The sequence below is a fragment of the Bradyrhizobium sp. USDA3516 genome (assembly GCF_057651995.1).
This window is the reverse complement of record NZ_JBYGYN010000004.1, coordinates 483,245-508,457: the sequence shown is the minus strand read 5'-3', so window position 1 is coordinate 508,457 and position 25,213 is coordinate 483,245. Positions and strand designations below refer to the sequence as shown.

Annotated in this window: 34 protein-coding genes; 4 read left to right on the top strand and 30 right to left on the bottom strand. The window is 64.3% G+C overall.

The window, feature by feature from the left end; all coding sequences use genetic code 11:
* Positions 1-94: 94 nt before the first annotated feature.
* The 4 genes from AC24YW_RS16850 to AC24YW_RS16835 form a co-directional block, all read right to left on the bottom strand.
* Positions 95-1,309, bottom strand: coding sequence for an RluA family pseudouridine synthase (locus tag AC24YW_RS16850; RefSeq protein WP_487483767.1), 1,215 nt, complete (start codon positions 1,307-1,309; stop codon positions 95-97).
* Positions 1,306-1,623: a HigA family addiction module antitoxin gene (locus AC24YW_RS16845; RefSeq protein WP_128264723.1), complete on the bottom strand. Its 318-nt coding sequence runs from the start codon at positions 1,621-1,623 to the stop codon at positions 1,306-1,308. Before AC24YW_RS16845 ends, AC24YW_RS16850 begins: the two co-directional genes overlap by 4 nt.
* 79 nt (positions 1,624-1,702) lie before the next feature.
* A complete protein-coding gene (locus tag AC24YW_RS16840) occupies positions 1,703-3,037 on the bottom strand; it encodes a replication-associated recombination protein A (RefSeq protein WP_487483766.1) in 1,335 nt (444 codons plus the stop codon).
* The gene (locus AC24YW_RS16835) at positions 3,034-4,440 is read right to left on the bottom strand and encodes a DegQ family serine endoprotease (RefSeq protein WP_487483765.1); all 1,407 of its coding nucleotides are present in this window, start codon (positions 4,438-4,440) and stop codon (positions 3,034-3,036) included. The genes AC24YW_RS16840 and AC24YW_RS16835 overlap by 4 nt, the downstream gene beginning before the upstream one ends.
* Positions 4,441-4,751: 311 nt before the next feature.
* On the opposite strand from AC24YW_RS16835, the gene AC24YW_RS16830 reads away from it, so the two are divergent.
* Complete coding sequence (locus AC24YW_RS16830; RefSeq protein ID WP_487483764.1) at positions 4,752-6,365, top strand: OprO/OprP family phosphate-selective porin; 1,614 nt, start codon at positions 4,752-4,754, stop codon at positions 6,363-6,365.
* Between the two features lie 175 nt (positions 6,366-6,540).
* Here AC24YW_RS16830 and AC24YW_RS16825 read toward each other — a convergent pair whose 3' ends face one another.
* Positions 6,541-6,915, bottom strand: coding sequence for a winged helix-turn-helix transcriptional regulator (locus AC24YW_RS16825; protein ID WP_487483763.1), 375 nt, complete (start codon positions 6,913-6,915; stop codon positions 6,541-6,543).
* A 121-nt stretch (positions 6,916-7,036) separates the two neighbouring features.
* Between AC24YW_RS16825 and AC24YW_RS16820 the strand changes: the two genes are divergently transcribed.
* The 3 genes from AC24YW_RS16820 to AC24YW_RS16810 all read left to right on the top strand — a co-directional run bounded on the left by AC24YW_RS16820 (position 7,037) and on the right by AC24YW_RS16810 (position 10,633).
* Entirely contained in the window at positions 7,037-8,050 is a 1,014-nt protein-coding gene (locus AC24YW_RS16820) for a zinc-binding alcohol dehydrogenase family protein (RefSeq protein ID WP_487483762.1), read from the top strand.
* An 87-nt stretch (positions 8,051-8,137) separates the two neighbouring features.
* A complete protein-coding gene (locus AC24YW_RS16815) occupies positions 8,138-9,631 on the top strand; it encodes an amidase (protein WP_487483761.1) in 1,494 nt (497 codons plus the stop codon).
* Positions 9,632-9,655: 24 nt separating this feature from the next.
* Entirely contained in the window at positions 9,656-10,633 is a 978-nt protein-coding gene (locus AC24YW_RS16810; RefSeq protein WP_487483760.1) for a Bug family tripartite tricarboxylate transporter substrate binding protein, read from the top strand.
* Positions 10,634-10,641: 8 nt separating this feature from the next.
* Here the strand turns inward: AC24YW_RS16810 and AC24YW_RS16805 are convergent, their stop codons facing one another.
* The 25 genes from AC24YW_RS16805 to rplV form a co-directional block, all read right to left on the bottom strand.
* Positions 10,642-10,938, bottom strand: coding sequence for a DUF1330 domain-containing protein (locus AC24YW_RS16805; protein WP_487483759.1), 297 nt, complete (start codon positions 10,936-10,938; stop codon positions 10,642-10,644).
* Positions 10,939-10,945: 7 nt separating this feature from the next.
* Positions 10,946-11,734 (bottom strand): SDR family NAD(P)-dependent oxidoreductase, encoded by a 789-nt coding sequence (locus tag AC24YW_RS16800; protein WP_487483758.1) that lies wholly within the window; start codon positions 11,732-11,734, stop codon positions 10,946-10,948.
* Positions 11,735-11,824: 90 nt separating this feature from the next.
* On the bottom strand, positions 11,825-12,277 hold the full coding sequence (locus AC24YW_RS16795; protein ID WP_487483757.1) for a hypothetical protein: 453 nt from the start codon (positions 12,275-12,277) through the stop codon (positions 11,825-11,827).
* Between the two features lie 122 nt (positions 12,278-12,399).
* Positions 12,400-12,816, bottom strand: a complete 417-nt coding sequence (gene rplQ, locus AC24YW_RS16790; RefSeq protein WP_487483756.1) for a 50S ribosomal protein L17 — start codon at positions 12,814-12,816, stop codon at positions 12,400-12,402.
* Between the two features lie 142 nt (positions 12,817-12,958).
* Positions 12,959-13,990, bottom strand: coding sequence for a DNA-directed RNA polymerase subunit alpha (locus tag AC24YW_RS16785; RefSeq protein WP_029674561.1), 1,032 nt, complete (start codon positions 13,988-13,990; stop codon positions 12,959-12,961).
* Positions 13,991-14,105: 115 nt separating this feature from the next.
* The gene (rpsK, locus tag AC24YW_RS16780) at positions 14,106-14,495 is read right to left on the bottom strand and encodes a 30S ribosomal protein S11 (RefSeq protein WP_007603045.1); all 390 of its coding nucleotides are present in this window, start codon (positions 14,493-14,495) and stop codon (positions 14,106-14,108) included.
* Positions 14,496-14,626: 131 nt separating this feature from the next.
* Positions 14,627-14,995, bottom strand: a complete 369-nt coding sequence (gene rpsM / locus AC24YW_RS16775; RefSeq protein ID WP_008549231.1) for a 30S ribosomal protein S13 — start codon at positions 14,993-14,995, stop codon at positions 14,627-14,629.
* 187 nt (positions 14,996-15,182) lie between these two features.
* Positions 15,183-16,037 carry an adenylate kinase gene (locus AC24YW_RS16770; protein ID WP_487483755.1) on the bottom strand — a complete coding sequence of 285 codons (855 nt, stop codon included), beginning with the start codon at positions 16,035-16,037 and terminating at the stop codon, positions 15,183-15,185.
* Positions 16,034-17,245, bottom strand: coding sequence for a preprotein translocase subunit SecY (locus AC24YW_RS16765; protein WP_487483754.1), 1,212 nt, complete (start codon positions 17,243-17,245; stop codon positions 16,034-16,036). The genes AC24YW_RS16770 and AC24YW_RS16765 overlap by 4 nt, the downstream gene beginning before the upstream one ends.
* An 11-nt stretch (positions 17,246-17,256) precedes the next feature.
* On the bottom strand, positions 17,257-18,588 hold the full coding sequence (gene secY / locus AC24YW_RS16760; protein ID WP_487483753.1) for a preprotein translocase subunit SecY: 1,332 nt from the start codon (positions 18,586-18,588) through the stop codon (positions 17,257-17,259).
* Between the two features lie 148 nt (positions 18,589-18,736).
* Positions 18,737-19,222 carry a 50S ribosomal protein L15 gene (rplO, locus tag AC24YW_RS16755; RefSeq protein WP_025036983.1) on the bottom strand — a complete coding sequence of 162 codons (486 nt, stop codon included), beginning with the start codon at positions 19,220-19,222 and terminating at the stop codon, positions 18,737-18,739.
* A 75-nt stretch (positions 19,223-19,297) separates the two neighbouring features.
* Positions 19,298-19,492 carry a 50S ribosomal protein L30 gene (gene rpmD / locus AC24YW_RS16750; RefSeq protein WP_487483752.1) on the bottom strand — a complete coding sequence of 65 codons (195 nt, stop codon included), beginning with the start codon at positions 19,490-19,492 and terminating at the stop codon, positions 19,298-19,300.
* A gap of 25 nt (positions 19,493-19,517) precedes the next feature.
* Positions 19,518-20,111, bottom strand: coding sequence for a 30S ribosomal protein S5 (gene rpsE, locus AC24YW_RS16745; protein WP_025036985.1), 594 nt, complete (start codon positions 20,109-20,111; stop codon positions 19,518-19,520).
* A 44-nt stretch (positions 20,112-20,155) separates the two neighbouring features.
* Entirely contained in the window at positions 20,156-20,518 is a 363-nt protein-coding gene (rplR, locus tag AC24YW_RS16740; protein WP_487483751.1) for a 50S ribosomal protein L18, read from the bottom strand.
* 11 nt (positions 20,519-20,529) lie between these two features.
* Positions 20,530-21,063, bottom strand: coding sequence for a 50S ribosomal protein L6 (gene rplF / locus AC24YW_RS16735; protein WP_487483750.1), 534 nt, complete (start codon positions 21,061-21,063; stop codon positions 20,530-20,532).
* 16 nt (positions 21,064-21,079) lie between these two features.
* Positions 21,080-21,478, bottom strand: a complete 399-nt coding sequence (gene rpsH / locus AC24YW_RS16730; protein WP_063701834.1) for a 30S ribosomal protein S8 — start codon at positions 21,476-21,478, stop codon at positions 21,080-21,082.
* A gap of 14 nt (positions 21,479-21,492) precedes the next feature.
* Positions 21,493-21,798 carry a 30S ribosomal protein S14 gene (gene rpsN / locus AC24YW_RS16725; RefSeq protein ID WP_028137018.1) on the bottom strand — a complete coding sequence of 102 codons (306 nt, stop codon included), beginning with the start codon at positions 21,796-21,798 and terminating at the stop codon, positions 21,493-21,495.
* 46 nt (positions 21,799-21,844) lie between these two features.
* On the bottom strand, positions 21,845-22,402 hold the full coding sequence (gene rplE, locus AC24YW_RS16720) for a 50S ribosomal protein L5 (RefSeq protein WP_025036988.1): 558 nt from the start codon (positions 22,400-22,402) through the stop codon (positions 21,845-21,847).
* Complete coding sequence (gene rplX / locus AC24YW_RS16715) at positions 22,395-22,709, bottom strand: 50S ribosomal protein L24 (RefSeq protein ID WP_011088142.1); 315 nt, start codon at positions 22,707-22,709, stop codon at positions 22,395-22,397. Before rplX ends, rplE begins: the two co-directional genes overlap by 8 nt.
* The gene (rplN, locus tag AC24YW_RS16710) at positions 22,709-23,077 is read right to left on the bottom strand and encodes a 50S ribosomal protein L14 (RefSeq protein WP_007603030.1); all 369 of its coding nucleotides are present in this window, start codon (positions 23,075-23,077) and stop codon (positions 22,709-22,711) included. The genes rplX and rplN overlap by 1 nt, the downstream gene beginning before the upstream one ends.
* Positions 23,078-23,161: 84 nt before the next feature.
* Positions 23,162-23,410, bottom strand: coding sequence for a 30S ribosomal protein S17 (rpsQ, locus tag AC24YW_RS16705; protein WP_024342452.1), 249 nt, complete (start codon positions 23,408-23,410; stop codon positions 23,162-23,164).
* A gap of 13 nt (positions 23,411-23,423) precedes the next feature.
* The gene (gene rpmC / locus AC24YW_RS16700) at positions 23,424-23,630 is read right to left on the bottom strand and encodes a 50S ribosomal protein L29 (RefSeq protein WP_157280557.1); all 207 of its coding nucleotides are present in this window, start codon (positions 23,628-23,630) and stop codon (positions 23,424-23,426) included.
* Positions 23,631-23,635: 5 nt separating this feature from the next.
* Positions 23,636-24,049, bottom strand: coding sequence for a 50S ribosomal protein L16 (gene rplP, locus AC24YW_RS16695; protein WP_008136349.1), 414 nt, complete (start codon positions 24,047-24,049; stop codon positions 23,636-23,638).
* Positions 24,050-24,079: 30 nt separating this feature from the next.
* Positions 24,080-24,805, bottom strand: coding sequence for a 30S ribosomal protein S3 (rpsC, locus tag AC24YW_RS16690; RefSeq protein ID WP_061876881.1), 726 nt, complete (start codon positions 24,803-24,805; stop codon positions 24,080-24,082).
* Between the two features lie 17 nt (positions 24,806-24,822).
* Positions 24,823-25,209 carry a 50S ribosomal protein L22 gene (gene rplV, locus AC24YW_RS16685; RefSeq protein WP_008549264.1) on the bottom strand — a complete coding sequence of 129 codons (387 nt, stop codon included), beginning with the start codon at positions 25,207-25,209 and terminating at the stop codon, positions 24,823-24,825.
* Between the last annotated feature and the right edge of the window lie 4 nt (positions 25,210-25,213).

Sequence of the window (25,213 nt, the reverse complement as noted above, 5' to 3'; positions counted from 1 at the left end):
GAGGGAACTTGCGGTCGTTGGCCTTGTTGGCAGGATTTTGGCTGCCGCGGCGGAGGCCGGCTTCCGCACCCCGGCTGACAGCGGAGCTCAGCCCCTACTCCTCCGGCGCGTTCTCGATCGGATCAAATCTGGTTGCGTCCAGACCCAGCAGGTTCCACGACTGCTGCATGTGCGGCGGCAACGGCGCGGTGGCGTCGATCACGCCGCCGCGCGGATGCGGAATGACGATACGGCGTGCGAGCAGATGCAGCCGGTTCTGCAGGCCGCCCGGCAGCTGCCAGTTCTCGATGTTGAAATATTTGGGATCGCCGACGATGGGATGGCCGATATGGGCCATGTGGGCGCGCAGCTGGTGGGTGCGGCCCGTCACCGGCTTCAGCGAGACCCAGGTCAGCTTGTTGCCGGCGGTCTCGACCACGGCGTAGTACGTCACCGCGTGGCTGGCGCCCTCATCGCCATGCTGGGCGATGCGCATGATGGTGTCGTCCTCGCTCTCCTCCTTTGCAAGGAAGGTCGAGATGCGGCCTTGCTTCGGCTTCGGCAGGCCCGGCACCAGCGCCCAATAGACCTTGCGCGCCGAACGCGAGCGGAACGCGCCGGTCAGATGCGAGGCGGCAAAGCGCGTCTTGGCGATCAGCAGACACCCCGAGGTCTCGCGATCGATGCGGTGGACGAGGCGCGGCTTCTGACCCTTGGCATCACGCATCACCTCCAGCATCTGGTCGATGTGCCGCGTCATGCCCGAGCCGCCCTGCACGGCAAGGCCGGCCGGCTTGTTCAGGACGAGGACGTCGTCGTCCTCCCAGATCGTCATCTCCTTCAGCGCCTTGAGCGTCTTCTGTGCGGCGTCCGAGAGCTCGCCGACGACCTTCGGCGCATCGAGCTTCAGCGGCGGAATGCGGACGCTCTGTCCCTCTTCCAGCCGGTCCTTGCTGTCGACGCGCTTGCCGTCGACACGCAGCTCGCCTTTGCGGACGACGCGCTGGATGTGGGAGAACGACAGCCCGGGAAAGCGCGCTTCGAGGAAACGGTCGACGCGCATGTTGTTCTCGTCGGCCGTGACCGTGACGGTCTGCACCTTGGTCGGCAGCAGCGCCTCGACGGACTTTTCAGGCGCAGGCCTCTCCTGGACCGCTTTGGGCGGACGCCGCTCGGCGCGCTCGCCGACAAAGCGCGGCGGCTTACCGCCGGGCTTGCCACCCGGACGCGGCCCGGCCTTCGTGGCGCTACGCGCCTTGAACGGGCGCGAGTCGTCGCGCTCGTCACGCGAACGCGGCTTTGGGTTCATTCTTTTGATGCGGCGGCTCATGCGGTTTTTCCAAGCTTTCGCGTCGACTGCGCATTGGCGCGGCGAGGCAGGGACGCAACCTGCGCGCCCACCTCCTTCTCCGCCAGCCGCAGCTCATATTGCTGTTGCAGGTTCATCCAGAATTGCGGGCTGGTGCCGAACCAGTGACCCAGGCGCAGCGCCGTGTCAGCGGTGATGCCGCGCTGCCCGTTGATGATGCCGGTGATGCGATTCACAGGGACGTCGATCTGACGCGACAGCTCTGCGGCCGTGATGCCGAGTTCGCGCAGCTCTTCGGCGAGATGCTCACCGGGATGTGTTGGTGTATGAGCCATGGGGGGGTCCCCAGGGCGAGTAGCAAGATTTACGCGTTACGTAAACCGTAAATGTACGCCCTTTAGAGCCTCGACAGCCCTACGTCCCGCCCCGCTCCTTGCGCAGCTTGGCCCAGTAATCCAGCCGCTTCCTGATCTCGCGTTCAAAACCCCGCTCGGGCGGGTCGTAGAAGGTCTGACGTCCCAGGGCCTCCGGGAAGTAGTCCTGGCCGGAGAAGGCCTCCGGCGCGTCGTGGTCGTATTGGTAGCCGGAGCCGTAGCCTTCCGACTTCATCAGCTTGGTCGGGGAATTGAGGATGTGCTTAGGCGGCAGCAGCGAGCCGGCCTGCTTGGCGACCTGCATCGCAGTGCCGAAGGCGGTGTAGACCGCGTTCGATTTCGGCGCGGTGGCGAGATAGACCACGGCCTGCGCGATGGCGAGTTCGCCCTCGGGATGGCCGAGGAAGTCGAAGGCGTCCTTGGCGGCATTGGCGATGACCAGCGCCTGCGGATCGGCCAGGCCGATGTCCTCGACCGCCATGCGCACGACGCGGCGGGCCAGAAACAGCGGGTCCTCGCCGGCGTCCAGCATGCGCGCGAGGTAATACAGCGCGGCATCCGGATCGGAGCCGCGCACCGATTTATGCAGCGCCGAGATCAGATTGTAGTGGCCGTCGGCCGATTTGTCGTAGATCGGCGCGCGGCGCTGCAGGATCTCCTGCAGCTGCGCAGCATTGAAGATCTCGTGAGCCCGCGCCGAACGCCAGACCTCTTCGGCGAGCGTCAACGAGGCACGGCCATCGCCGTCGGCCATGCGCACCAGCACCGCGCGCGCCTCCGCATCGAGCGGCAGCTTCCTGCCCTCGACGGCTTCGGCATGCGCGAACAGCTTTTCGATCGCAGCGGCATCGAGCGAGCGAAACACCAGCACGCGCGCACGCGAGAGCAACGCCGCGTTGAGCTCGAAGGACGGGTTCTCGGTGGTGGCGCCGACAAGAACGACCGTGCCGTCCTCCATCACCGGCAGAAAAGAGTCCTGCTGGGCGCGGTTGAATCTGTGCACCTCATCGACGAACAACAGCGTGCCCTTGCCCATCTCGCGGCGGGCGCGCGCGGCATCGAACGCCTTCTTGAGGTCGGCGACGCCGGAGAATACCGCGGAGATCTGCTCGAAATGCAGATCCGTCGCGTCAGCCAAGAGCCGCGCCACCGTGGTCTTGCCGGTGCCCGGCGGACCCCAGAACACCAACGAGCCGAGCGTGCGCGTCTCCAGCATGCGCGTCAGCGCACCGTCGGGGCTGAGGATGTGATCCTGGCCGACGACCTCCGACAACACCCGCGGGCGCAGCCGATCCGGCAGCGGATGGGGCGCGTCGTGATCGAGCCCCGCCGCGGCGAAGAGCGTCGGTGTCTCCTTTGGCCGCTTCGGACTCATCCGCCCAGCGTGACGTTGATCTGCTGGCCGCCGCGGACCAGCGTGATGCGCCAGATCCGTGCGCGTTCACCTGCGGCCTTCTCGAGGTCGCCGGTCTTGCTGATCTTCTGGTTGTTGACGGCCAGGATGATGTCGCCCTTCTGGAAGCCGACGCTCGCGGCAGCGGTATCGCCGCCGATATCGGTGATCACGACCCCTTCGGTATCGGCGTCCAGACGCAGCTCGTCGGCGACGGCCGGCGTGATGGTCGAAACCTTCGCGCCCTGGAACGGCGAGCGCGCGGTGACGACGATCTCGTTGCGCCCGGTGTCGGGCGCGGTCTCCAGCGCTACCGTGAGCTTCACCGACTTGCCGCCGCGCTGCACGTCGAGTTGCGCGGTGCCGCCGAGCGGACGGGTTGCGAAGCGATAGTCGAAGGCGTTCGGATCATCCACGATCTGGCCGTCGATCCCGGTGATGAGGTCGGAGGATTTCAGGCCGGCTTTCGCCGCCGGACCGTTCGACACCACGCTCGCGACCAGCGCACCGGTCGGCGAGCGCAGGCCGAGGCTCTCGGCGATCTCGGGCGTCACCGCCTGCAATTTTGCCCCTAACCAGGGACGCTTCACCGCCTTGCCGCCGCTTTTGGCGGAGGCAACGACGACGCGCACCATGTTGGCGGGAATCGCAAAGCCGATGCCTTGCGAGCCGCCGGAGCGCGAATAGATCGCGGTATTGATGCCGGCGAGCTTGCCACCCATGTCGACCAGCGCGCCGCCGGAATTGCCCGGGTTGATCGCCGCATCGGTCTGAATGAAGAACTGATAGTCGGTGATGCCCACTTGCGTGCGCGCCAGCGCGGAGATGATACCCTGGGTCACGGTCTGGCCGACGCCGAAGGGATTGCCGATCGCGAGCACGACGTCGCCGACCAAGAGCTCGTCGGAATTGGTGAAGTCGAGCGTCGGGAACTTCTCCTTGCTGTCCTTCAGGCGCAGCACGGCGAGATCGGTCCGGGAATCCTTGAGCAGGATCTCGGCCTCGAACTCGCGCTTGTCCGACAGCGACACCTTCACCTGGTCGGCGCCCTCGATGACGTGGACGTTGGTGACGACGAGGCCGGAGGCATCGACGATGACGCCGGAGCCGAGCGAGCGCTGCATCTGCTCGGGCTGCTGGCCCGGCACGCCGAAGAAGCGGCGGAAGATCGGATCGTCCAATAGTGGGTTGCGGTTCTGCACCACCTTTGCGGCATAGACGTTGACGACCGCCGGCTGCACCCGCTGCACGATCGGAGCATAGGACATCCGCAGCTCGGCCGGCGACGACGGGGCCCGACGGTCCTGCGCAGCAGTCGGATTGAAGGTGGCCGAAAAGGCTACGCACAGCGCCGTGACGGCGGCAGTCCAGGTCGCTCGAAACATTCCTACCTCTTGGAAAAGACGCCGGAATATAGGCGCGTTCGCCTCCCAATAGAAGGCCGCCGGGGCAATATTCGGCCGCCTCAAAGCCGTGTCCGGCATGCAAGGGTGCCGTGCGAATCGGCAATTTGCCCGGGCGGCGGATTGGCATGATGTGCGTCATCTTGCATGGTGCTGTGAAGCGGATTCGGTTGCGGCGAATTTGCATCAGTGGGAACCCACGCAGCCGATCGCAGCGTCGCGGGGCAGTCATCGATCACACCTAGGCTCTCCGTCCGCGGCTTGAGGAAACAGTCAAATGATGGAGACGTAACGTGAGCAGAGCAAGAATTGCGGCCACCGCGATTGGTCTCGCCGGCGCGCTGGCGACCTCGCAGGCCCAGGCTCAATCGGCTAGCAGCAGCGAGCAGGAGATCGCGCTGTTGAAGCAGCAGCTGAAGATGCTCGAGCAGAAGCTCGACAAGCTGCAGAGCCAGACCGCGGCGAACACGGCGGCCGCGGCGAAGGTGAAAGTCGAAGCCAAGGCTGAGGCCAAAGCCGAGGCGCGCGCGGAGGCAAAGGCCGCGGTGGCCAATGCCAATGCGGCAATCCCCGTCAAGGGGCCGGCGCCGGCGTCCGGCGTCGTCGTGACGATGCCGAACAACCGGCCGACGATCTGCACTGCCGACCAGGCCAACTGCGTCGCCATCACAAGCCGCCTGCATTGGGACGTCGGCGGCTATGACTATCGTCCCAACACCGCGGCCACCGTGCCGCAAAAGCTCGATAGCGGCCAGAACGTCCGCCGCGCGCGCATCGGTGTCACCGGCAAGTTCTTCCACGATTGGAATTTCGCACTCGTCTACGACTTCGGCGGGTCTTCCGACGGATTTGGCGGCACAGCACCGGGATCGCTTCCAGGCGGCGGCGTCTCCGGCGTCGAGAACGCCTATATCAGCTATACCGGCCTGAAACCGTTCGGCGGCAAGATGGCGATCGAGGCCGGCATCATGGATCTGCCATACACGCTCGACGAAGCGACGAGCTCGAACGACATCATGTTCATGGAGCGCGCCTCGCCCGGCGTGATCGCGACCAACATCGCCGCCGGTGACTTCCGTTCCGCGGCCGGTGCGCGCTGGTTCAACGACCAGCTCTGGATCGGCGGCTATGTCACGGGACCGTCGACCGGTGCGATCCATTCCGCCTCGAGCGCGGCGCCACCCGGCACCAGCGAGCAGTATGGCGCCGTGGCGCGCGTCGCCGGCAATCCGATCAGCACCAAGGACTATTCGGTGCACCTCGGCGCCAATGCGCAATGGCTGATCCAGCCGCCGCGCAATCTGATCGCCAACACCCAGACGGTCACGCTGAGCGATCGTCCGGAATTGCGGCTCGACCCGACCACGCTGATCTCGACCGGGGCCATCGCCAATGCCTCCGGCGCCCAGGTCTACAGCGTCGAGGCGGCGGCGACCTACGGGCCGTTCATCGTCCAGGGCGAGTATTTCTGGTACAACGTCGATCGCACCGCCAACACCGCCGTGCCGCTGACGGGCGCACCGAGCCTGAAATTCCAGGGCGGCTATGCGCAGGCCGGCTACGTGCTGACCGGCGAAGGCCGCTCCTACAATGCGGCGAACGCGGCCTATAGCGGCGTCAAGCCGGCGCATCCGTTCTCGCTCGACGGCGGCGGCTGGGGCGCCTGGGAGATCGCGGGACGCTTCTCGACGATCGACCTCAACGATCAGCTCGCGACGGCGAGCGGCGTCGCAGGCGGCCGGCAGACCGTCTATACGCTCGCGCTCAACTGGTACGTCAACGGCAACGTGCGCTTCATGCTCGACTATCTGCACGGCACGGTGTCGCGACAGGCCTCGCCGATCTCGACCGCCGACGTCGGCTCGAAGTTCGACGCGGTCGCGATGCGCACGCAGTTCGCGTTCTAGGCCACACTCGTCGTCCCGGGGCGCGCGAAAGCGCGAGCCCGGGACCCATAACCACAGGCGGACGTGGCTGCGATGACTCGGAGTTGCTAGCGCGCACCACAACCTCTCCCTGGGGCTATGAATCCCCGCCTTCGCGGGGATGACGCTGAATATGCTGCGCCGGGCAGGCTACAATCTACGCCGCACGCTTCTTCTTCACGACCACCGGCGGCGGCGCGCAGGACAGCCGCTCCTGGTGGCTCTCGCCCCAGGCCTTCAGGATGTCGATCACGGGCCTCAGGCTCTCGCCCAGCTCCGACAGGCTATATTCCACGCGCGGCGGCACCTCGGCATAGACCTTGCGGATGACGAGCTCGTCTTCCTCCAGCGCGCGCAGCTGCTTCGTCAGCATGCGCTGGGTGATGCCGGGCATCCGACGGCGCAATTCGCCGAAGCGCTGGGTACCGCTCTGCAGGTGGTAGAGGATCACGCCCTTCCACTTGCCGTCGATCAGGTCCAGCGTCGCCTCGACCGAGCAGCCTGGACGGCGGGCGAAATTACGGCGTTTCATGCGGCGTTTCCCAATAGTATCCAAACAGGGACTATATCCCCGAATTTACAGTACTTGCCAAACCGGAGCCAGAGCGACAGTTAGGGCGGCAGGCGAATAAGCCATCTGATGGAGACACGCCATGAAGGCCGTCGGCTACAAGAAATCGCTTCCGATCGAGGACGCGGAGTCATTGTTCGATTTCGAGACCGCAAAACCCGAGCCCAAAGGGCGCGACGTCCGCGTCGCCGTGAAAGCGATCTCGGCCAATCCGGTCGACTACAAGGTGCGCAAGCGCGCCGCCCCTCCCGATGGCGAGACCAAGATCCTCGGCTATGACGCGGCCGGCGTGGTCGATGCCGTCGGGCCTGAGGTCACGCTGTTCAAGCCAGGCGACGAGGTGTTCTACGCCGGCTCGATCCTGCGTCAGGGCACCAACGCCGAATTCCACCTGGTCGACGAGCGCATCGTCGGCAACAAGCCGAAAAGCCTGTCGTTCGCGCAAGCTGCCGCCCTTCCTCTCACCTCCATCACCGCCTGGGAATTGCTGTTCGACCGGCTCGGCGCGGTGCCGGGCAAGAGCGTCGATCCGCGCACGCTGCTGATCACGGGCGGCGCCGGCGGCGTCGGCTCGATCCTGATCCAGCTCGCCCGCCGCCTTACCGGCCTCACGGTGCTCGCCACCGCGACACGGCCGGAGTCGCGAGAATGGTGCCTCGATCTCGGCGCGCATGCGGTGATCGACCACGGCAGGCCGATGAAGGAGCAGATCGAGAAACTGAAGCTGCCGCCGGTCGCACTCGTGGCCAGCCTCACCTTTACCGACCAGCACTACAAGGCGATTGCGGAATTCATGGCGCCGCAGGGCAAGTTCGGCCTGATCGACGATCCTCCGGAGTTCACCATTGCCGCATTCAAGGGCAAGGCGATCTCGGTGCACTGGGAATCGATGTTCACGCGCTCCTCGTTCCAGACCCCTGACATGATCGCGCAGCATCATCTGCTCGATGACGTCGCCGACCTCATCGACAAGGGCGTGCTGCGGACCACGCTCGACCAGACCTTCGGCACGATCAACGCCGCCAACCTCAAGCGCGCGCACGCGCTCTTGGAGAGCGGCAAGTCGCGCGGCAAGATCGTGCTGGAGGGGTGGTAGGCTTGGCACGATTGATGCATCATGCGTCCGCGGTCCCGGAAATGAGGGCCGCCCCCCCGCCCGCCGGGACCAACAAGCAGATTGATGATGACCGAACCATGCGACCTTTCGGCGGTCGCGGCACGCGCGCTGATCGGCCAGCGCAAGCTCTCCCCCGTCGAGCTGACGGATAGCTGCATCCGCCGCATCGAAGCGGTCGATCCGGCAGTCAACGCCGTCGTTGCGCGCTCGTTCGAAACCGCGCGCGAGACGGCGCGCGAGCGCGAGGCCGCCGTGATGCACGGTGAGACCTTGGGCGCCGTACACGGGCTGCCGCTCGGTGTCAAAGACCTGATCGACGCGGAAGGATTGCCCACCAGCTTTGGCAGCGTGCTGTTCGCGGACAATTTCGCCAGGCAAGACGAGGCCATCGTCGCGATGCTCAAGCGCGAGGGCGCGATCGTCATCGGCAAGACCAACGTGCCGGAATGGGGCGCTGGCGGCAATACGCGCAACGCCGTGTATGGCGCGACCGGAAATCCCTTCGATCCCAATCGATCCGCCGCCGGCTCGTCGGGGGGATCGGCGGTCGCACTCGCCACTGGCATGGTGCCGCTCGCGACCGGATCCGATACCGGCGGCTCGGTGCGGAATCCGGCGTCCTTTTGCGGCGTGGTCGGCTTCCGGCCCTCGCCCGGACTGATCGCCAGCAACAGCCGCAATATGGCCTGGCTGCAGATCTCGCAGCTCGGGCCGATGGCGAGAACCGTGTCCGACGTTTGCCTGATGCTGTCCTGCATGCTGGATCGTGACGTCCGCGATCCGTTGTCGGCGATCCTTCATGCAGGCGGCGTGCCTTCGCCGGCGCTCTATCGCAATCCGCCGCGCGTCGATCTCTCCGCGCTCCGCATTGCTGCAACCAGCGACTTCGGCTTCGCGCCGACCGAGGGGGCGGTCGCCCGCGCCTTCAAACAGAAGCTCAATTCGTTCGAAACGGTGTTTCGCAAAGTCGAATGGGTTCATCCTGATTGCACCGGCGCGGACGAGGTGTTCAGCATCCTGCGCGCCGTCGCATTCCTCGGCCGCCACCGCGAGCTCGTGGAGAAGTTTCCGGACAAGGTCGGGCCCAACGTTCGCGACAACGTTGCGGAGGGACTCGGCTATTCCGCCGCCGACGTGGCGCGTGCGCTTTCGATGCAGACCGACCTTTACCGGCGCTGGCAGAGCTTCTTCGCGGATCACGATTTCATTGTCGCGCCTGCGGTCACCATCAGCCCCCGGCCGTGGTCGGAGCTCTATCCGGCCGAGATCGACGGCCGCCCGACCAAGAGCTATTTCCACTGGCTCGCGCTCGCCTATGCCGTCACCAATGTCGGCCATCCCACCGTCGCAATCCCGGCCGGTCGCGACAGCGCCGGCCTGCCGTTTGGCATCCAGGTGATCGGCCCGCGCGGCGGCGATCTCTTAACGCTCGCGGTCGCGCGCGAAATCGAAGCGGTGCTGGCCGCAAATCCGGTCACCGCCCGCCCCGTTCCCGACATTGCATGGCTTGCCAAACAGCCGCCACTTGCGGGCAAGCCGGGATTTCTTGCTTTCGATTAAACCTCACCTGCGGAAAACGACACGATGAAAACAACGTTCCTGACGCTCGCGCTCGCTGCCATCGGCTCGATCAGCGTCAACTCGCTAGCAACCGCGCAATCGACCTATCCCGAGAAATCCCTGCAATTGATCGTCCCGTTCCCGCCGGGCGGAGCTTCCGACGTGGTGGCCCGCATCATCGGCGGCGAGCTAGAAGCGCGGCTCGGCAAGCCCGTGATCATCATGAACCGTCCCGGCGGCGGCACTACGATCGCGGCCAAGGAGGTCGCGCGCGCGGCGCCGGATGGATACACCCTGTTCTTCAGCTCGAATTCGAGCTTCACCTTGCCGGCCGCCGTGAAGGAGAGCGTTCCGTACGATGCGGCCAAGGATTTCGAGCCGCTCGGCCGGGTCGGCAAGATCACCCTGGCGCTGGTCACCTACAAGGACAATCCGGTCAAGGATCTGCCTGCACTCGTCGCGGAGGCAAAGGCCAATCCGGACAAGCTGTCGCTGGCCTCCTTCGGCGTCGCCACGGTGTCGCATTTCGCCGGCGAGTTGTTCAAGTCGAATGCCGGAATCAAGATGGTCCACCTGCCCTACAAGGGCAGCGCGCCGGCGATGAACGATCTCATCGGCAAGCACATCCAGTACCATGTCGATACCGTGATCGCCGTGAAGCCGCAGATCGAGGCCGGCGCCGTCAAGGTGATGGCCGTATTCTCGAGCCAGCGCACACCCTTCCTGCCCGACGTACCGACATTGGCAGAGCTCGGCTATCCCGCCATCGACTTCTCGTCATGGGGCGCGGTGGTCGCGCCCAGGGGGCTGCCGCAACCGGTTCGCGACAAGCTCACGGCGACGCTGGAGGAGATCATCAACAGCCCCTCCGTTGTGGAGCGCTTCGTCAAGGTCGGCTTCGAGCCGGGCTTCGCACGCTTTGACGACTGGGCCGGCGCGGTGACCAAGGAGACGGCCGAGATGAAGGACATCGCGCAGAAGGCCGGGATCAAGGACGAGTAGCCGATCGCCTACGGCGTCGATACGCCTTCGACAAGCAGCAGCCTGCGCTCCAGTGCGCTGGCGCGCAGCTTCAGGGCTTCGGCATACTCGGAGGAGGCGTACCACTCCTTCAGCCGCGCCATCGTCGGGAACTCGACGATGACGATCGCGTTCGGTGGTGGGCCGCCCTCGAGCAGCTCGGCCTGGCCGCCGCGGACGAGATAACGCCCGCCGTATTGCGCGATCGTCTTGGCAGCCAAGGCACGATAGGCCTCGAATGCGGCGGGATCGCGCATCTCGACTTCGGAGATCACATAGGCTGTCATCGGTATCTCAGGCGATCGTGTTGACGATGCCGCCCTCGGCGCGCAGCGCTGCACCGTTTGTGGCGGATGCTTGCTTGGAGGCGACATAGACCACCATGTTGGCGATCTCGTCGACGCTCGCGAAGCGCTGCAGCAGCGAACTCGGACGATGCTGCTTGACGAAGTTGGCCGCGGCTTCGTCCACGGACTGACCGTTCTGCCTGGCGAGATCCTTGACGAACGTCTCGACGCCTTCCGACATGGTCGGGCCCGGCAGCACGGAATTGACGGTGACCCCGGTGCCGGCGGTGAGTTGCGCGAGGCCTCGCGCGACCGAAAGCTGGGCCGTCTTGGTCATGCCGTAGTGGATCATCTCGACGGGAATGTTGAGCCCCGATTCCGAGGAGATGAAGACGATGCGACCCCAATTGCGCGCGAGCATGCCCTTCATGTAAGCGCGCGACAGCCGCACGCCGCTCATCACGTTCACCTCAAAGAAGCGGCTCCAGTCCTCATCCGGAATCTCGAAGAAGTCCTTGGGCTCGAAGATGCCGGCATTGTTGACGAGGATGTCGACCTCCGGAAGCGCCGCAACGAGTGCCTTGCAGCCTGCCGCGGTCGAGACGTCGGCCGCGATGCCGCGGACCTTGGCGCCCGTCCCTTCCAGCTTGCGTACCGCCGCATCGACCTTGTCCTGGCCGCGGCCGTTGATCACGACGCTGGCGCCCGAGCCGGCGAGGCCCTTGGCGATGGCGTGGCCGATGCCGGCCGTCGAGCCGGTGACGAGGGCGGTCTTTCCGGAAAGGTCGATGTGCATGCGATATCTCCATGGATGCGGATGGAGATATCGGAAGCGGCTCCCTCAGCTGCAATCAGGGCTCACCGATGCGTGAGGCTGGACCATGGCCTAATTCGTGATGCCCTTCAGAATTGCAGCGTCCCTCGTTCCGTCCAGAACTTGCTCAAACTCCTCCACGAACCGGTCGAGGGCCGCGTATTCCGCCCGAAAGCGAACCGTTGCGGAGTTCTGCATGTCGGCATCGGGAGTCTTCCAGACCTCGGAAGAGACGTCCACTTGCACGAGGAGCGTTCCTCGGCTGTCGTGCGGCCTGATTGTAATCCGAAGATGGCATTGGTACCTGGGATCGCCTTCGGCCCAATAGCCGCCTGCCAGCGTTGGCGGGCCGACTGACGGCAAGGGAAATGCCCGAAGCGCTGTTAAGAAGGTGCCCTTCACGTGGGTTCGATCAAACCAGGCCGCACCCTGTGCAGAGAATTGACCTGACTTAACTGTCGCAGTGATCTGACCCGTGTACTCTTCATCCGTCCAGTAAACGACACGCAATTCAGTATCGCTCATTGCGAAGCTCCGCCTTGCCGCGCCTGACATATCGCCGGCGCGGCCGCCTGTAGCAAGTGCTGCACTCATGTCAAAAAAAGCGGCGCCGAAGGCGCCGCTTTTGAAACGTCATGCCGGCCAGCTTACGCCGCCTCGGCTTCCCTTTCCTGCACCGGGCCGGAATCCTGGCCCTTGGCATCGACGTCGCGATCGACGAACTCGATCACGGCCATCGCGGCGTTGTCGCCGTAGCGGAAGCCCGCCTTGATGATGCGGGTGTAGCCGCCCTGGCGGTCCTTGTAGCGGGTCGCCAGCGTGTCGAAGAGCTTCTTGACCATGTCGACGTCGCGCAGCTCGGAGATGGCCTGACGGCGCAGCGACAGGCCGCCCTTCTTGCCGAGCGTGACGAGCTTCTCGACGATCGGGCGGAGCTCCTTGGCCTTGGGCAGCGTGGTGACGATCTGCTCGTGCTTGATCAGCGCGGCCGCCATGTTGGCGAACATCGCCTTGCGGTGCTCGGCCGTGCGGTTGAGCTTCCGATGAACCTTGCCGTGACGCATGTGAGTAGTCCTTCTTCGATTGTGTCGCGGTGGTTCAGCGACTGGTTTCAGGTGGGCTTCCTGCGTTCGCCCTAGGTCGCGCGTGGCGAATGGTGAGTAGCGAATAGTTCTTCCCTATTCGCCACCCCTATTCGCCATTCGCTCAGTAATGATCCTCGAAGCGCTTGGCGAGCTCGTCGATGTTCTCCGGCGGCCAGCCCGGCACTTCCATGCCGAGATGCAGACCCATCTGGGCCAGCACTTCCTTGATCTCGTTCAGCGACTTGCGGCCGAAGTTCGGGGTGCGGAGCATCTCCGCCTCGCTCTTCTGCACGAGGTCGCCGATGTAGACGATGTTGTCGTTCTTCAGGCAGTTGGCCGAACGCACCGACAGCTCGAGCTCGTCCACCTTCTTGAGGAAGGCCGGGTTGAAGGCGAGGTCCGGGATGATCTCCTGGGCGACTTCCTTGCGCGGCTCTTCGAAGTTGACGAACACGTTGAGCTGGTCCTGCAGGATGCGGGCGGCGTAGGCCACCGAGTCATCCGGCGTGATCGCACCGTTGGTCTCGATCGTCATGGTCAGCTTGTCGTAGTCGAGGATCTGGCCCTCGCGGGTGTTCTCGACCTTGTAGGAGACCTTGCGGACCGGCGAGTACAGGCTGTCGACCGGGATCAGGCCGATCGGCGCGTCCTCGGGACGGTTGCGCTCGGCGGGCACGTAGCCCTTGCCGGTCGAGACCGTGAACTCCATCCGGATCTCGGCGCCCTCGTCGAGCGTGCAGATCTGCAGATCGGGGTTGAGCACGACCACATCGCCGACGGTCTGGATGTCGCCGGCGGTGACGACGCCCGGACCCTGCTTCTTCACGACCATGCGCTTGGGGCCTTCGCCCTGCATCTTGATCGAGATGTCCTTGATGTTGAGCACGATGTCGGTGACGTCCTCACGGACGCCCGCGATCGAGGAGAACTCGTGCAGCACGCCGTCGATGTGCACCGACTGCACTGCCGCGCCCTGGAGCGAGGAGAGCAGGATGCGGCGCAGCGCATTGCCGAGGGTCTGGCCGAAGCCACGCTCGAGCGGCTCGGCGACGATGGTCGCGAAACGCGAGGGATCGCTGCCGGGCGTGACCTGGAGCTTGTTCGGCCGAATCAATTCTTGCCAATTTTTCTGGATCGTCACTGTTTCACCCATACAGGCCAGTCAATTTGACGGTGCAAATACTGGCGTTGGAGAAAGGCCGCAGGTCGCACCCGCGGCTTCTTGCAAAGTCACTGCGGGCGCCGATGCGCCCGCAGCTCGTAGAAAATCAAACGCGACGACGCTTGCGGGGACGGCAACCGTTGTGCGGGATCGTGGTCACGTCGCGGATCGAGGTGACGGTGAAGCCGGCGGCCTGGAGCGCGCGGAGCGCCGATTCGCGGCCCGACCCGGGACCGGCGACCTCGACTTCCAGCGTGCGCATGCCATGTTCCTGCGCCTTCTTGGACACGTCCTCGGCGGCAACCTGCGCGGCGTACGGGGTCGACTTGCGCGAGCCCTTGAAGCCCATCGTGCCGGCCGAAGACCAGGCGATCGTGTTGCCCTGCGCGTCGGTGATGGTGATGGTCGTGTTGTTGAACGACGAGTTCACATGCGCGACGCCGGAGGCGATGTTCTTGCGCTCACGACGACGAACGCGGGTGGCTTCCTTGCCCATTGAGTCCCTTTCCTGAAGATCTCAAACGCCGCCGTAATGCCAGCGGCTACACCTATGGAAGCGAATAGCGAGTAGCGAGTGGCGAACAGGGAAGCCCCCTACTCGCCACTCGCCACTTCCAATTCGCCAGTTTACTTCTTCTTGCCGGCGATGGCCTTTGCCGGACCCTTGCGCGTGCGCGCATTGGTGTGGGTCCGCTGACCGCGGACCGGCAGACCGCGACGATGACGCAGGCCGCGATAGCAGCCGAGGTCCATCAGACGCTTGATGTTGATACCGACCTCACGACGCAGGTCGCCCTCGACGAGATAGTCGCGGTCGATCACTTCGCGGATCTGGAGCACTTCGGCGTCGCTGAGCTGATTGACGCGACGATCCACGGGGATCTTCACCTTCTCGAGGATCTCACCAGCGATCTTCTGGCCGATGCCATGGATGTACTGGAGCGCGATCAGCACGCGCTTGTTGGTGGGAATGTTCACGCCGGCAATACGGGCCACGGCCTTCTCTCCTGTTGCCGATCCCTCGTCAGGAATCGGGCTTTAAGTGCTTGCTTTCTCGGGCAGGTGTTCACAAACGCGAACACGACGCCCACCCCCGGTCTTCCTGGGGCCCGGCATCGTCTGAAACTATCCGACTTGGATGCGGGGCTTATTAGGGGATTCCAGGGGCTTCCGTCAACCGCTGCTAGCGCTTGGCTCGCTTTTTCGTGACCTTTTTTGCAGCCGTTTTTGCAACCTTTTTGACGGTCTTCTTGGCTGCTTTCTTGACGGTCTTCTTACCCGGCTTCTTGGCGCCCTTTAGGGCTTTCTTGGTCGCCTTTTTGGCGGTTTTAGCCGATTTCGCGGGCTTTTTTGCTGCCTTTGCAGGATTTTTGGCCGTTTTCTTCCCCGCCTTGGCCATTTTAGCCGGCGCCGCCTTGGCCGCACTCCGGGCATGCGTCTTGGGCTCGACCGCCCCCAGAGCCAGGAGCTGGCGGTGGATGGCACGGGTGACCTCGTCGATGGCCATCATGCCGTCGATGGTCGAGAGCTTCCGCCGCTCGGAATAGTAGTGAATCAGCGGTTCCGTCTGGCTGCGATAGCTGGCCAGCCGCTTGGTCAGGACCTCCGGGGTATCGTCGAGCCGGACCTCCTCGCCGCGCTCCCGCATCTGGGCGACGCGGGTCTCGACGCGGCTCAGAAGCGCGCTCTCATTGACACGGAGCTCGATCACAGCGTCCAGCTTGAGGTGCTTGCGCTTGAGCAGCTCGTCCAGCGCCTCGGCCTGCGGCACGGTGCGGGGAAAACCGTCGAGGATGAAACCGTTCTTGGCGTCGGCCTGGTCGATGCGGTCCGAAATGATTCCCACCACGACGTCATCGGGCACGAGGCCGCCGCTGGCCATGATCTCCTTGGCCTTCAACCCGACCGGGGTGCCGGCCGCAACCGCGGCACGCAGCATCTCACCGGTCGAGAGCTGGACGATGCCATAGCGCTGCACCAGCAGCTGGGCCTGGGTCCCCTTGCCCGATCCCGGCGGTCCCAGAAGTATAATTCTCATCGGCGTACGCCCCCCGGATTGGTGAGCGACACCTCGCGCACCTGTGTTTTGATATCAAGAACAGTGCAAACCACAACCAGCACTGCACCACCATTGACGACCATACTATAAGGCAGCCCGATCCCGTAAAGCTCGAACACCTCCGGAATCAACTGCAACGCCGTCAGGTAGACGGCTCCGACGACTGTCGTCAATGACACGACGCGATCGAGATAGTCCGCAGTAGCCTCGCCGGGAGCGACACCGGGAATTGCGCCATCGTGGCGGGTCAGGGATTTGGCGGTGTATTCGGGATCGACCACATAAGCAGTGTAGACAAAGGCGAGCACCAACACGGCGATCGACATGAGGATGAGGTGCGCCGGCTGCCCCAGCTGGAGATGCCGGTAGGTTGCGGCAACCAGGGGATGATCGCCTCCCATGATGAAGCCCGCAAAGGCAAGCGGCAGATAGAACATCCACGGCGCTACGGTGACGGGAATCAGGAATCCGGCGCTGTTGAGCTTGATCGGCAGCATTGCATCGCGCACAGGCAGTTGCCGCGTACCGATGCTGCGTGCGGCGAACTGGACCCGGATATTTCGCCGCGCGCCTTCGACGAGCACGATCACGACGACGATCGCGATCCAGAACACGACGTGGCCGAGCACAAGATTGCCCGAGATCGCCCCGCTCCGCACGAGATCCGCAATACCGGCAATGTTTTGCGGAATCGCGACGAGAAAGCCGGCGCTCAGGATCAGCGCCAGGCCATTGCCGATGCCGTGGCGGGTGATCTGCTCGCTGAGCCAAACCAGCACGAAGACGCCGCCGACCATCGAGGCCGTGGCCGTCACCACGAACCAGCCGTCTGGATTCCCGACCAGGCCCGGGATCGACGTTAGCGCCGAGGCGATACCGTAGGCCTGAAAGGCCGCAAATCCGAGTGTGAGCCCGAGCGTGGCCCGCGCGATCTTACGCCGTCCGCCCTCGCCCGATCGTTCGAGCGAATTCAGGCCACGCCACACCATTGACAGCAACCGGATCAAGATCGCGGCAGTCAGATAGGGAATGAGGCCGAGCGCAAAGATCGAAAGCCGGGAGACGAGATCCAGCGTCGGCGAGACATCGAAGATATCCACCCCCGGAATCGGGATCTGCGTGCCGAGCCTGAAAACGAGAAGCGCGCCGATCGTGATAGCGATGCGGCGCGCGAGCTCGGTGGTCATTTGCGGCGGGCTTACCTGCGGCGACCGCGCAGCTTGGACTTGCGGATCAGGCCTTCATACTGGTGCGCCAGCAGATAGCCCTGAACCTGCGCCACCGTGTCCATGGTGACGCTGACGACGATCAGCAGGGAGGTGCCGCCGAAATAGAACGGCACCGAGGCGTAGGAGATCAGGATTTCCGGGATCAAGCAGACTATGGCGAGATAAACCGCACCCAGCACGGTGATGCGCGACAGCACGTAGTCGATGTATTCCGCGGTCCGTTCGCCCGGGCGAATGCCCGGAATGAAGCCGCCATGCTTCTTCAGATTGTCCGCGGTCTCGGTCGGGTTGAACACGATCGCGGTGTAGAAGAAGGCGAAGAACACGATCAGCGCCAGATACATGATCAGGAACAGCGGACGGCCATGGCCGAGCTGGGTGGTGATCCACTGGAACCATTCCGGCCCGCTGCCCGTGTTGAAGTTCGCAACCGTCGTCGGCAAGAGGAGCAGCGATGATGCGAAGATCGGCGGGATCACGCCTGAGGTGTTGAGCTTGAGCGGCAGATGCGAGGACTGGCCCTCGAACATCTTGTTGCCGACCTGACGCTTCGGATACTGGATCAAGAGGCGGCGCTGGGCGCGCTCCATGAAGACGATGAAGGCGATCACGACGACGGCCATGATGATGACGACCAGGATCAGGCCGGTCGACATCGCGCCCTGACGGCCGAGCTCGAGCATGCCGGCGAGCGCCGCGGGCAGCTCGGCGACGATGCCGGCGAGAATGATCAGCGAAATGCCGTTGCCGATGCCGCGCGAGGTGATCTGCTCGCCGAGCCACATCAGGAACATGGTGCCGCCGGTCAGCGTGATAGAGGTCGAGAGCAGGAAAAACAGACCGGGTTCGCTGACGACATTGCCGGCGCCCTGAAGTCCTACCGCGATGCCGTAGGATTGGAACGCGGCCAGGATCACCGTGAGATAGCGGGTATACTGATTCAGCGTCTTGCGGCCGGCTTCGCCTTCCTTTTTCAGCGCTTCGAGCTGCGGCGACACCGTGGTCAACAGCTGGATGATGATCGAGGCCGAGATATACGGCATGATGTTCAGCGCGAAGATCGCCATGCGGTTGATGCCGCCGCCGGCGAACATGTTGAACATGCCGAGGATGCCGCCGGCCTGCGAGCGGAACACCTGTTCCCAGGCGCTCGGGTCGATGCCGGGCAGCGGAATGTAGGTCCCGAGCCGATAAACGAGCAGCGCACCCAGGGTGAACCAGATGCGCTTCTTCAGTTCGTCGGCCTTGGCAAACGCGCCGAAATTGAGATTGGCTGCCAGTTGTTCCGCTGCAGAGACCATCTTGGACTTTCTCCCGCCGCCTGTTGCGCCGTCATGCCCGCGGCCGGGCTAGTTTAGCGGACGCCGGACATTATCTGGGGCTCGGCTTCGATAAGTCCACGTCCCGCATGCGTAAAGGCCCGCGCGCCGCGGGCCAATGACGCAGTTGTTACGCCGCCTCGCCTTCTTCCTTGGGCTGGGCGAGGATCTTCACCGAGCCGCCGGCCTTCTCCACCGCAGCGATCGCGGTCTTGCTGGCGCCGTGCACTTCGATGTTGAGCTTGGACTTGAGCTCGCCTCGGCCGAGCAGCCGCAGGCCGGCCTTGGCGCGGCGCAGCACGCCGCCCTTCACCAGGGCCTCGACGTTGACGACGCTGCCGGCGTCGATCTTCTTGGCGTCGACCGCTTCCTGGAGCCGGTCGAGATTGATCTCGGCGAACTCGACGCGGAAGATGTTGTTGAAGCCGCGCTTGGGCAGACGGCGATGCATCGGCATCTGGCCGCCTTCGAAACCCTTGATGCGCACGCCCGAACGCGCGGTCTGGCCCTTGCCGCCGCGACCGGACTGCTTGCCCTTGCCGGAACCGATGCCGCGGCCGACGCGCATACGCTTCTTGCGCGAGCCGGCGTTGTCGGCGATATCGCTGAGCTTCATCGCCCTTCTCCTTGTGTCTTGCGCACGATCTTCGCCGAAAACCGCTTCCCGCTCTCCGGGACCGCGCGCCTTTGCTTACTTCTCGTCGATGATGCGGACGAGATGGTGAACCTTCTCGATCATGCCGCGGACCGCCGGGGTATCTGGCAGTTCGCTGGTGCGGCCGATCTTGTTGAGCTTGAGCCCGATCAGGGTCGAGCGCTGCGAGTGATGGCGGCGGATCGCGCTGCCGGTCTGCTCGACCTTGATCGTCTTTACGGCCTTGGCCATGGGAGTCTACTCCGAAAAGCTTCCGTTAGTCGGCGGCCGCCTCGGCATCGCCGCCGATACGGCGGGACTGGAGGGTGGACACCTTGATGTTGCGGCGGGCTGCGACCGAACGCGGCGAATCCTGGTGCTTCAGCGCGTCGAAGGTCGCGCGCACCATGTTGTACGGGTTTGACGAGCCGATCGACTTCGCCACCACGTCCTGGACGCCGAGCGTCTCGAACACGGCGCGCATCGGGCCGCCGGCGATGATGCCGGTACCGGCCGGAGCTGCACGCAGATAGACACGGCCCGCGCCATGACGGCCGGCGATGTCGTGATGGAGCGTGCGGCCCTCGCGCAGCGACACCCGCGTCAGGTTGCGCTTGGCGGACTCGGTCGCCTTGCGGATCGCCTCGGGCACTTCGCGCGCCTTGCCGTGACCGAAGCCGGCGCGGCCCTTCTGGTCGCCGATCACGACCAGCGCTGCGAAACCGAAGCGCTTGCCGCCCTTGACGACCTTGGCCACGCGGTTGATGTGGACGAGCTTGTCGACGAACTCGCTGTCGCGCTCCTCGCGCTCCCTGCGTTCACGTCCGCCGCCGCGTTGATCGCGTCCACCACGTTGTTCGCGTTCTGCCATTTTTCTAATCCTTCAGAGACTTACGCCTCAATCCTCAAATTCCGTTAGAATCTCAGCCCGCTCTCACGCGCTGCATCGGCAAGAGCCTTGACGCGCCCGTGATAGAGATAGCTGCCGCGATCGAACACGACTTCCTTGACACCCTTCTCTGCAGCGCGCTCGGCCAGCAGCTTGCCGACCGCCTTCGCCGCATCGATGTCGGCACCGGTCTTGCCGCCGTCGCGCATCGACTTCTCGAGCGACGAAGCAGAGGCCAGCGTCTCGCCCTTCAGGTCGTCGATGACCTGGGCGTAGATGTGCTTGGACGAGCGGAACACCGACAGGCGCGGACGGCCGCCGGCGGAACGGCGCAGCTTCAGTCGCACACTCCGCTTGCGCCGGGCATTCGTAACCTTGGCTTTCGACATGACCGGCTCCGTTACTTCTTCTTGCCTTCCTTGCGGAAGATGAATTCGCCCACATACTTCACGCCCTTGCCCTTGTAGGGCTCCGGCGGACGATAGGAGCGGATCTCGGCGGCGACCTGGCCGACGCGCTGGATGTCGCTGCCCGCCACCGTGATCTCGGTCGGCTTCGGCACGGTGATCGTGATCCCCTCGGGGATCGGATAGATCACGTCATGACTGTAGCCGAGCGCGAGCTGCAGGTTCTTGCCCTGCATCGCGGCGCGATAGCCGACGCCGGTGATCTCGAGCTTCTTCTCGAAGCCCTTGGTGACGCCTTCGACCAGATTCGCGACCTGGGCGCGAGCGGTGCCGTAGAGTGCCCGCGCGCGATTGGTCTCGACCCGCGGGTTCACCTTCACCTGGCCGTTCTCGAGCTTCACCTCGACGTCGTCGTGGACGACGAACTGAAGCTGGCCCTTCGGCCCCTTCATCTTGACGGTCTGCCCGTCGACGGTCGCGGTCACACCCGACGGAACCGCCACAGGCCTTTTGCCAACTCGTGACATGGATGAAAAATCCTTCTCAGAACACCGTGAAGAGGACTTCACCGCCCACATTCGCGTCGCGCGCGCTGTGGTCGGCCATGATCCCCTTCGGCGTCGACAACACCGAAATGCCGAGCCCGTTGTTGACCCGCGGCAAGGCCTTCACCGAAGCGTAGACACGACGCCCAGGCTTGGAGACCCGCTCGATCTCACGGATGACGGGCTCACCGTCGAAATACTTCAGCTCGATCTCGATCTCGCTGCGGCCCGAGGAGTGCTCGACCGTGGCGTAACCGCGGATGTAGCCTTCGGTCTTGAGGACCTCGAGCACATTCTCGCGCATCTTCGAGCCGGGCGTGGACACCTTCGTCTTGGAGCGCATCTGCGCGTTGCGGATACGGGTGATCAGATCGCTGATTGGATCGTGCGTAGACATCTAAACGACCCTCCTTACCAGCTGGACTTCACGAGGCCCGGGACCATGCCCTTGGAGCCAAGCTCGCGCAGCGCGATACGGGACAGCTTGTTCTTGCGATAGTTCGAGCGCGGACGGCCCGACAGCTCGCAGCGCAGGCGGATGCGGGTCGCCGACGAGTTGCGCGGCATTTCCGCGAGCTTCAGGGTCGCGGCGAACCGCTCCTCCATCGGCAGCGTCTTGTCGGCGATGATCGCCTTCAACCGCTCGCGTTTGGCGGCGGCGTTCTTCACCATCCGCTTGCGCCGGTTGTTCTTCTCGACTGAACTCTTCTTTGCCATGCTTGGCTCCTGGGTATCCGCGTTTGAGAGGCTCTAAGTCAGCGTCTCACTGCCGGAACGGGAAATTGAAAGCGGTCAACAAGGCCCTCGCCTCTTCGTCGGTCTTGGCCGTGGTGCAGACCGTGATGTCCATACCGCGGGCTTCAGTGACCTTGTCGAAGTCGATCTCGGGGAAAATGATGTGCTCCTTGATGCCGAGCGAGTAGTTGCCGCGGCCGTCGAAGCTCTTCGGGTTCAGGCCGCGGAAGTCGCGCACGCGCGGCAGCGCGACGTTCACCAGGCGATCGATGAACTCGTACATGCGGGCCTTGCGCAGCGTGACCTTGCAGCCGATCGGCTGGTTCTCACGCAGCTTGAAGGTCGCGATCGCGATGCGCGAATAGGTGACGATCGCCTTCTGGCCGGCGATCTGGGTCAATTCGGCGGCGGCGGTCTCGGCCTTCTTGCGGTCGTTGACGGAATCGCCAACGCCCATGTTCAGCACGACCTTGTCCAGGCGCGGAACCTGCATGACGTTCTCGTAACCGAACTTCTCGGTCAGAGCCGTGCGGATCTTCGCGTCGTATTCCGCGCGCAGGCGCGGCGTGTAAGCGGCCTCAGCCATCGATCTCAGCTCCCGAGCTCTTGGCGATGCGGACCTTCTTGCCGTCCGCCAGAATCTTGAATCCGACGCGGGTCGGCTTTCCGTCCTTGCCGACATACGCGATGTTGGACAGTTGGATCGGCGCCTCTTTCGAGATGATGCCGCCCTCCTGGGCCTGCGTCTGCTTCTGGTGACGCTTGACCATGTTGATGCCGCGCACCAGCGCGGTGCCGGCGTCGGGGCGAACCTCGAACACTTCGCCGGTGCGGCCCTTGTCGCGACCGGTCAGCACGACGACCTTGTCGCCCTTGCGGATCTTCGCAGCCATCACAGCACCTCCGGCGCGAGTGAGATGATCTTCATGTGGTTCTTGGCGCGCAGCTCGCGCGGCACGGGCCCGAAGATACGGGTGCCGACCGGCTCGGACTGGTTGTTGATCAGCACGGCGGCGTTGCGGTCGAAGCGGATGACCGAGCCGTCGGCGCGGCGGATGTCCTTGCGGACGCGCACCACGACGGCCTTCATCACGTCGCCCTTCTTCACCTTGCCACGCGGAATGGCTTCCTTGATCGACACGACGATGATGTCGCCGATCGTGGCGTAGCGGCGCTTGGAGCCCCCGAGCACCTTGATACACATGACACGGCGTGCGCCAGAATTGTCGGCCACGTCGAGGTTGGTCTGCATCTGAATCATTGATGCACCTCGTCCTCTTTCTCTTTGCGCCAGCCCAGCCGGCGCTCAACATTTCCCTGAAGTCAGTCGGCTAAAGCCAACAGATCAGGCGCTTTTCTTGTGTTCGCCCCGGATCACGACCCAGCGCTTCAACTTCGAAATCGGCTTCGTTTCCTCGATCCACACCATGTCGCCCGGCTTGAACTGGTTGCTCTCGTCGTGCGCGTGGTAGTTCTTCGAACGGCGGATCGTCTTCTTGTAGATCGGGTGGGTGAAGCGGCGGTCGACGCGCACCACGATGGTCTTGGCTTGCTTGTCGCTGACGACCACGCCCTGCAAAGTACGTTTCGGCATCTTCGTAAGCCTCTTACTTCTTCTTCGCGCGCGTCTGCGCGGCGACGGTCTTGATCCGGGCGATGTCACGGCGGGCCTCGCGCAGGCGCGAGGTGTTCTCGAGCTGCCCGGTGGCGCGCTGGAAGCGCAGGTTGAAGCGCTCCTTCTTCAGGTTCAGGATGGCCTCATCCTGCTGGTCGGGGCTCATCGCGCGGATGTCTTCGATCTTCATCTGTGCCATGGCCATTACTCCGCAATGCGCTCGACGAAGCGCGTCTTGATCGGCAGCTTGGCGGCCGCCAGGGTCAGCGCCTCACGCGCCGTCTGGGTGTTGACGCCGTCGATCTCGAACAGCACCCGGCCCGGCTTGACGCGCGCGACCCACAATTCCGGCGAACCCTTGCCGGAGCCCATGCGGACTTCGGCCGGCTTCTTCGACACCGGAACGTCGGGGAACACGCGGATCCAGACGCGGCCGGCGCGCTTCATGTGGCGGGTCAGCGCGCGGCGGGCGGCTTCGATCTGGCGCGCGGTGACGCGCTCAGGCTCGGTCGCCTTCAGTCCGAACTGGCCGAACGCCAACGTCGCGCCCGAAGACGCGACGCCGTGGATGCGGCCCTTATGCGCCTTCCGGAACTTCGTTTTCTTAGGTTGCATCATGGCTTTGAGCCCTCAAATTCCTGTCTGGCCTTAGGCAGCGGCCGTCTCGCGGCGCTGACGGCCACCGCGATCGCCACTGCCGCCGGTCTCGCCTTCGGCCATTCTCTTGTCCTGGGCCATCGGATCGTGCTCGAGGATCTCGCCCTTGAAGATCCAAACCTTGACGCCGCAGGTGCCGAAGGTCGTGAACGCGGTCGCAACGCCGTAGTCGATGTCGGCACGCAGCGTGTGCAGCGGCACGCGGCCTTCGCGGTACCACTCCATGCGCGCAATTTCCGCACCGCCCAGACGTCCCGAGCAGTTGATGCGGATGCCCTCCGCACCGAGACGCATCGCCGACTGCACGGCGCGCTTCATGGCACGGCGGAACGCCACGCGGCGCTCCAGCTGCTGCGCGATCGACTCGGCCACAAGCGTCGCATCGAGCTCCGGCTTGCGGATCTCGACGATGTTGATGACGACGTCGGACGAGGTGATGTCCGCGACCTTCTTGCGCAGCTTGTCGATGTCGGCGCCCTTCTTGCCGATCACCACGCCCGGACGGGCCGAGTGGATGGTGACGCGGCACTTCTTGTGCGGACGCTCGATCACGATGCGGGCGACGGCCGCCTGCTTGAGCTCCTTGTGCAGGATCTCACGGATCTTGACGTCCTCGTGCAACAGCTTGCCGTATTCCTGCTTGCCGGCGAACCAGCGGGAATCCCAGGTCCGGTTGATGCCGAGACGCAGACCGATCGGATTGATCTTTTGACCCATCGTGTTCTCCTGCGCCCTTAAGCGGCGGCTTCAGCTTCGACCTGACGAACGATGATCGTCAGCTGCGAAAACGGTTTGTAGACACGGCCCGAGCGGCCGCGGCCGCGGGCGGCGAAGCGCTTCATCACGAGGCCGTTGCCGACGAAGGCCTGCGCCACGACGAGATCGTCGACGTCGAGGTCGTGGTTGTTCTCGGCGTTGGCGATCGCCGACTCCAGGCACTTCTTCACGTCGACCGCGATCCGCTTCCGCGAAAACTGCAGGTCGGCGAGCGCGGCAGACGCCTTCCGGCCGCGAATGAGCTGGGCGACCAGGTTGAGCTTCTGCGGGCTCACCCGCAGCATCCGGGCGACCGCCTTGGCCTCGTTGTCGGCGAGGCTCCGTTCGCGCTTAGGTTTGCTCATCGTT

What these genes read in the sequence shown, in the direction of transcription:
- AC24YW_RS16785 (WP_029674561.1), bottom strand. Translation starts at nt 13,990, where the DNA reads ATGGGTGAAACAGTGACGATCCAGAAAAATTGGCAAGAATTGATTCGG.
- rpsE (WP_025036985.1), bottom strand. Translation starts at nt 20,111, where the DNA reads ATGGCAGAACGCGAACAACGTGGTGGACGCGATCAACGCGGCGGCGGA.
- secY (WP_487483753.1), bottom strand. Translation starts at nt 18,588, where the DNA reads ATGGTCTCTGCAGCGGAACAACTGGCAGCCAATCTCAATTTCGGCGCG.
- AC24YW_RS16810 (WP_487483760.1), top strand. Translation starts at nt 9,656, where the DNA reads ATGAAAACAACGTTCCTGACGCTCGCGCTCGCTGCCATCGGCTCGATC.
- AC24YW_RS16820 (WP_487483762.1), top strand. Translation starts at nt 7,037, where the DNA reads ATGAAGGCCGTCGGCTACAAGAAATCGCTTCCGATCGAGGACGCGGAG.
- rplX (WP_011088142.1), bottom strand. Translation starts at nt 22,709, where the DNA reads ATGGCTGCGAAGATCCGCAAGGGCGACAAGGTCGTCGTGCTGACCGGT.
- rpsH (WP_063701834.1), bottom strand. Translation starts at nt 21,478, where the DNA reads ATGTCTACGCACGATCCAATCAGCGATCTGATCACCCGTATCCGCAAC.
- rplR (WP_487483751.1), bottom strand. Translation starts at nt 20,518, where the DNA reads ATGTCGAAAGCCAAGGTTACGAATGCCCGGCGCAAGCGGAGTGTGCGA.
- AC24YW_RS16770 (WP_487483755.1), bottom strand. Translation starts at nt 16,037, where the DNA reads ATGAGAATTATACTTCTGGGACCGCCGGGATCGGGCAAGGGGACCCAG.
- rpsC (WP_061876881.1), bottom strand. Translation starts at nt 24,805, where the DNA reads ATGGGTCAAAAGATCAATCCGATCGGTCTGCGTCTCGGCATCAACCGG.
- rpsN (WP_028137018.1), bottom strand. Translation starts at nt 21,798, where the DNA reads ATGGCAAAGAAGAGTTCAGTCGAGAAGAACAACCGGCGCAAGCGGATG.
- AC24YW_RS16825 (WP_487483763.1), bottom strand. Translation starts at nt 6,915, where the DNA reads ATGAAACGCCGTAATTTCGCCCGCCGTCCAGGCTGCTCGGTCGAGGCG.
- rpsK (WP_007603045.1), bottom strand. Translation starts at nt 14,495, where the DNA reads ATGGGCAAGGAAGCCACCCGCGTTCGTCGTCGTGAGCGCAAGAACATC.
- AC24YW_RS16840 (WP_487483766.1), bottom strand. Translation starts at nt 3,037, where the DNA reads ATGAGTCCGAAGCGGCCAAAGGAGACACCGACGCTCTTCGCCGCGGCG.
- rpmD (WP_487483752.1), bottom strand. Translation starts at nt 19,492, where the DNA reads ATGGCCAAGGCCGTAAAGACGATCAAGGTCGAGCAGACCGGCAGCGCG.
- AC24YW_RS16845 (WP_128264723.1), bottom strand. Translation starts at nt 1,623, where the DNA reads ATGGCTCATACACCAACACATCCCGGTGAGCATCTCGCCGAAGAGCTG.
- rplO (WP_025036983.1), bottom strand. Translation starts at nt 19,222, where the DNA reads ATGAAGCTCAGCGATATCGCCGACAACGCCGGCTCGCGCAAGAAGCGT.
- AC24YW_RS16815 (WP_487483761.1), top strand. Translation starts at nt 8,138, where the DNA reads ATGACCGAACCATGCGACCTTTCGGCGGTCGCGGCACGCGCGCTGATC.
- rpmC (WP_157280557.1), bottom strand. Translation starts at nt 23,630, where the DNA reads ATGGCACAGATGAAGATCGAAGACATCCGCGCGATGAGCCCCGACCAG.
- rplV (WP_008549264.1), bottom strand. Translation starts at nt 25,209, where the DNA reads ATGAGCAAACCTAAGCGCGAACGGAGCCTCGCCGACAACGAGGCCAAG.
- rplE (WP_025036988.1), bottom strand. Translation starts at nt 22,402, where the DNA reads ATGGCTGAGGCCGCTTACACGCCGCGCCTGCGCGCGGAATACGACGCG.
- AC24YW_RS16795 (WP_487483757.1), bottom strand. Translation starts at nt 12,277, where the DNA reads ATGAGCGATACTGAATTGCGTGTCGTTTACTGGACGGATGAAGAGTAC.
- AC24YW_RS16850 (WP_487483767.1), bottom strand. Translation starts at nt 1,309, where the DNA reads ATGAGCCGCCGCATCAAAAGAATGAACCCAAAGCCGCGTTCGCGTGAC.
- AC24YW_RS16805 (WP_487483759.1), bottom strand. Translation starts at nt 10,938, where the DNA reads ATGACAGCCTATGTGATCTCCGAAGTCGAGATGCGCGATCCCGCCGCA.
- AC24YW_RS16765 (WP_487483754.1), bottom strand. Translation starts at nt 17,245, where the DNA reads ATGACCACCGAGCTCGCGCGCCGCATCGCTATCACGATCGGCGCGCTT.
- rplP (WP_008136349.1), bottom strand. Translation starts at nt 24,049, where the DNA reads ATGATGCAACCTAAGAAAACGAAGTTCCGGAAGGCGCATAAGGGCCGC.
- rplF (WP_487483750.1), bottom strand. Translation starts at nt 21,063, where the DNA reads ATGTCACGAGTTGGCAAAAGGCCTGTGGCGGTTCCGTCGGGTGTGACC.
- rplQ (WP_487483756.1), bottom strand. Translation starts at nt 12,816, where the DNA reads ATGCGTCACGGCAAGGTTCATCGGAAGCTCAACCGCACGGCCGAGCAC.
- AC24YW_RS16800 (WP_487483758.1), bottom strand. Translation starts at nt 11,734, where the DNA reads ATGCACATCGACCTTTCCGGAAAGACCGCCCTCGTCACCGGCTCGACG.
- rpsQ (WP_024342452.1), bottom strand. Translation starts at nt 23,410, where the DNA reads ATGCCGAAACGTACTTTGCAGGGCGTGGTCGTCAGCGACAAGCAAGCC.
- AC24YW_RS16835 (WP_487483765.1), bottom strand. Translation starts at nt 4,440, where the DNA reads ATGTTTCGAGCGACCTGGACTGCCGCCGTCACGGCGCTGTGCGTAGCC.
- rplN (WP_007603030.1), bottom strand. Translation starts at nt 23,077, where the DNA reads ATGATTCAGATGCAGACCAACCTCGACGTGGCCGACAATTCTGGCGCA.